Annotated in this window: 2 protein-coding genes; one reads left to right on the forward strand and one right to left on the reverse strand. The window is 50.2% G+C overall.

The features are described from left to right. Positions 1–1508: condensation domain-containing protein (locus tag H6F43_RS06805; protein WP_242025390.1), on the reverse strand; the 1508-nt coding region annotated here is incomplete at its 3' end. A gap of 423 nt (positions 1509–1931) precedes the next feature. On the opposite strand from H6F43_RS06805, the gene H6F43_RS06810 reads away from it, so the two are divergent. Then, positions 1932–3224 carry a hypothetical protein gene (locus H6F43_RS06810; protein WP_190341937.1) on the forward strand — a complete coding sequence of 431 codons (1293 nt, stop codon included), beginning with the start codon at positions 1932–1934 and terminating at the stop codon, positions 3222–3224. Positions 3225–3230: the final 6 nt, after the last annotated feature.

The following is a 3230-nucleotide window of genomic DNA, read 5'->3' on the forward strand; positions in this document are numbered from 1 at the left end:
AGGGCGATCGCGTCGGGTGCTTGTTCGACGCGCCGCTCAAACACGTGGTGAATGCACTCATGCTTGGGATAGTCCGTTTGCGTCTGGTTCCACTCCACGAATTGCTGTTGTTCCGCACGAGTGAGCAGCGGCAACTCTGACAGCCGCGCATCCGGGTTGGCAACGATGCCTTCCAGCAGTGTTTGAAAATGCTGGCGCAGACGATCGATCGTGCCAGCAGCGAATACATCTGTGTTGTACACGACTACGCCGCGCAGCCCGTCCGACTGCTGCCAGCCGTCGCCCCAAAGAGTTCTGAAGTTTTCGGAGCATTTCCAGACGTAGAGTTCCAGATCAAATCGCGTCGTTTTTGTCTCAAACTCTACGGCGCTGATGGTCAATCCGGGTAAATGCAGTTGCTCCATGGGCGCATTTTGTAGCGCAAACACCACCTGAAACAGCGGATTGCGGCTCAAATCTCGCTCTGGCTGTAGCACTTCTACCAGCTTCTCAAACGGCAGATCTTGATGGGCATAGGCGCTGAGCGTGGTTTCCTGAACTCTTGCCAGCAAGTCTCGAAACGGGGGATTGCCCGACAAATCGGTTCGCAGCACTAGGCTATTCACAAAAAAGCCGATCAAGTCTTCCAATTCGCTGCGGTGGCGATTGGCGATCGGTGACCCGATCGCAATGTCCGTTTGTCCGCTGTAGCGATAGAGCAGCGTTTGGAACGCCGCCAGCAATGTCATAAACAGCGTCACGCCCGATCGCTGGCTCAGTTCCTCTAGCGCATCTAGCAGACGTTGGGGCAGCTCCAGCAGTTGAATTGCTCCCTGATGTCGCTGCACGGAATGGGAGCCGGACACATTGAGCAACGGAACATCCTTAAGCTGCTGCCGCCAGTAGCGCAATTGCGCCTCTAGCACGTCTCCCTGCAACCATTCCCGCTGCCAGTGAGCAAAGTCTGCGTACTGGATTGAAAGCTCTGGCAGCGCAGCGGACTGACGCTGCACCTGTGCCGTGTACAGCGCTCCCAGTTCCCGAACCAGAACGCCGCTGGACCACTCATCAAAAATGATGTGATGCAGGTTGATCAGCAGCAGGTGTTCTGCGGTGTCCAGCCGCACCAGCAGCAGTCGCAGCAGCGGTCCCTGTCCTAGCTGAAATGGCTGCTGAATCGCTTGCCGAATCTGGTGTCGCGCCGTTTCTTCCCGAACCAAGGGGGGCAGTTCTCGCACATCCATCAGCGATAGCCGCACCTCCACGCTGGAAGCAATTACCTGCACCAGTTCCCCATTGCACAGTTCAAACGTGGTACGCAGCGCTTCGTGTCGGCAAACGATCTCGCTAAAACTTTCCTCTAGCGCCGATCGATCCAGTTCCCCTGTCAGCCGAAACACCAATGGCACGCTGTAAAGGCAAGCGTCCGGAACTAGCTGATCGACAAACCACAACCGCTGTTGGGCAAACGAAGCTGGAAAGATAAATACTTCTTCAACGCGATCGAGGTCAATCTTGCCTGGAATCATTCGCACCTGCGCTTTCACAGTCTCACCCAGTTTTAGGGCAGGTGCCTGCTGAGGGAAATATCCATTTAGGCAGAGTTTATGTAATGTTTTCCTGCGATCGACGCAGCCGCTTTAAGCTATGAAAGCTTTTGTAACAGAAATGAGAATGAGTCTGTGATGCGGAGTTATACCAATTCTCTAAATTCCAGCGACCGATCAAACCACTAAAACATAGGCAGACACCAGCTTCTGCAATTACGAATTACGAATTACGAATTGGTATTGCTCGGTAGCAGTTGCGAGTGTTAGAAGCTGTAAATCCTTAACTAAAGGTAAGTTGCGAACTACTTAGTCGCTTAGTCCAATATTCTTTGGAACAAAGCAAAATATCATGAGTCGTGTGCTTTGATTTCCACAGAAGTCGCAAGCTCTAAATCGATAAAGATGTCAAAGTTTTTCAAGTCTGCCATCACTCTAAGCGCGATCGCTCTTTTAGGAATTCAAGCCTGCTTTACTCTGGTTAAACCGCTCTTAGCGCAGCCATCGCCGCTACAACTAAAACCGGCAGCCCCAAGCCTCAAACTGCCTGCTCTCAAAGGTTCGTATCAAGTGGGAACAACCTCCTATTATTTGGTTGATTCGTCCCGCAAGGAAACTTACACTTCAGAAATTTATGATCTGGCAACCCAAAAACTAATCACAACTCTGTTGCCAAGCGATCGACGAGAGCTAATGATCTATGTCTGGTACCCAGCTAAAGCCAAACCAAACTCGATCTCTGCTCCTTATATTGATGAAGGCTTTGCACTAGCAACTGCTGAGAGCTTTGGACCTCTTTTTGGAGTGTCGCCCGACGTGTTCACCAAGCTCATCACTCAAGCCGTTCTGTCAAACTCCATTTCCAAAGCGACTCCTACTCAGCCGATAAACCGCTATCCAGTTGTAATTTTCTCACCTGGATTCGGCTCTACTCCTAAGTGGTATACCTCGCAAATTGAACAGCTTGTTAGTCAGGGATATGTTGTTATAGGAGTTAATCCCACCTATGAAGCGCCTGCTCTATTTCCAGGTGGACGAATTCTTACCCAATCCACTGTTTTTGACTTCAAATCTGCTAGTAAAGATACAGAATTCCGCACGTTTAACCAGGCAACTACCATTCGTGCAAAGGATGTCAGCTTTGTGCTGAATGAACTCCAGCGTCTGAATAGGAAAGACCCTCAAAATCTGCTAACTGGGCGTTTGAATTTAAGCCGAGTGGGTATCATTGGTCACTCGTTGGGTGCGAATACGGCGATTGAGGCAATGCGGATCGATCGCCGCATCAAGGCAGCCATCAGCATGGATTGTGGTGAGTATGGCGAACTATTCAACAAAGAAAGCAAACAGCGTTTAGATCGCCCAGTGATGGTGATGTCTCGTGAGAAGCAGGAAGTTTGGTCGCAGTTGCTCTACGAACGGGTGCGCAGCGATGCTTATAAATTACGCATCAAAGGTAGCGTCCACGTTACTTTTATTGACATCGGTTTAGTCTCTCTTCTCTTTGCAGCTAACTCACCTGGAGCCGAGCTTCCAATCAAGAAAGAACTTGGCACTATTAAGCCATTACGGGCAGCAACGATTATTAATGATTACACGCTGGCATTCTTCGACCAGTACCTCAAAAACAAAAGTCAACCTTTGCTTAGAAAGGCGTCGCCTAGCTACCCAGAGGTGCTGATTGAATCTCGCACGTAGTCGAAT

The sequence above is a fragment of the Leptolyngbya sp. FACHB-36 genome (genome assembly GCF_014695955.1).
Classification (GTDB): domain Bacteria; phylum Cyanobacteriota; class Cyanobacteriia; order Leptolyngbyales; family Leptolyngbyaceae; genus FACHB-36.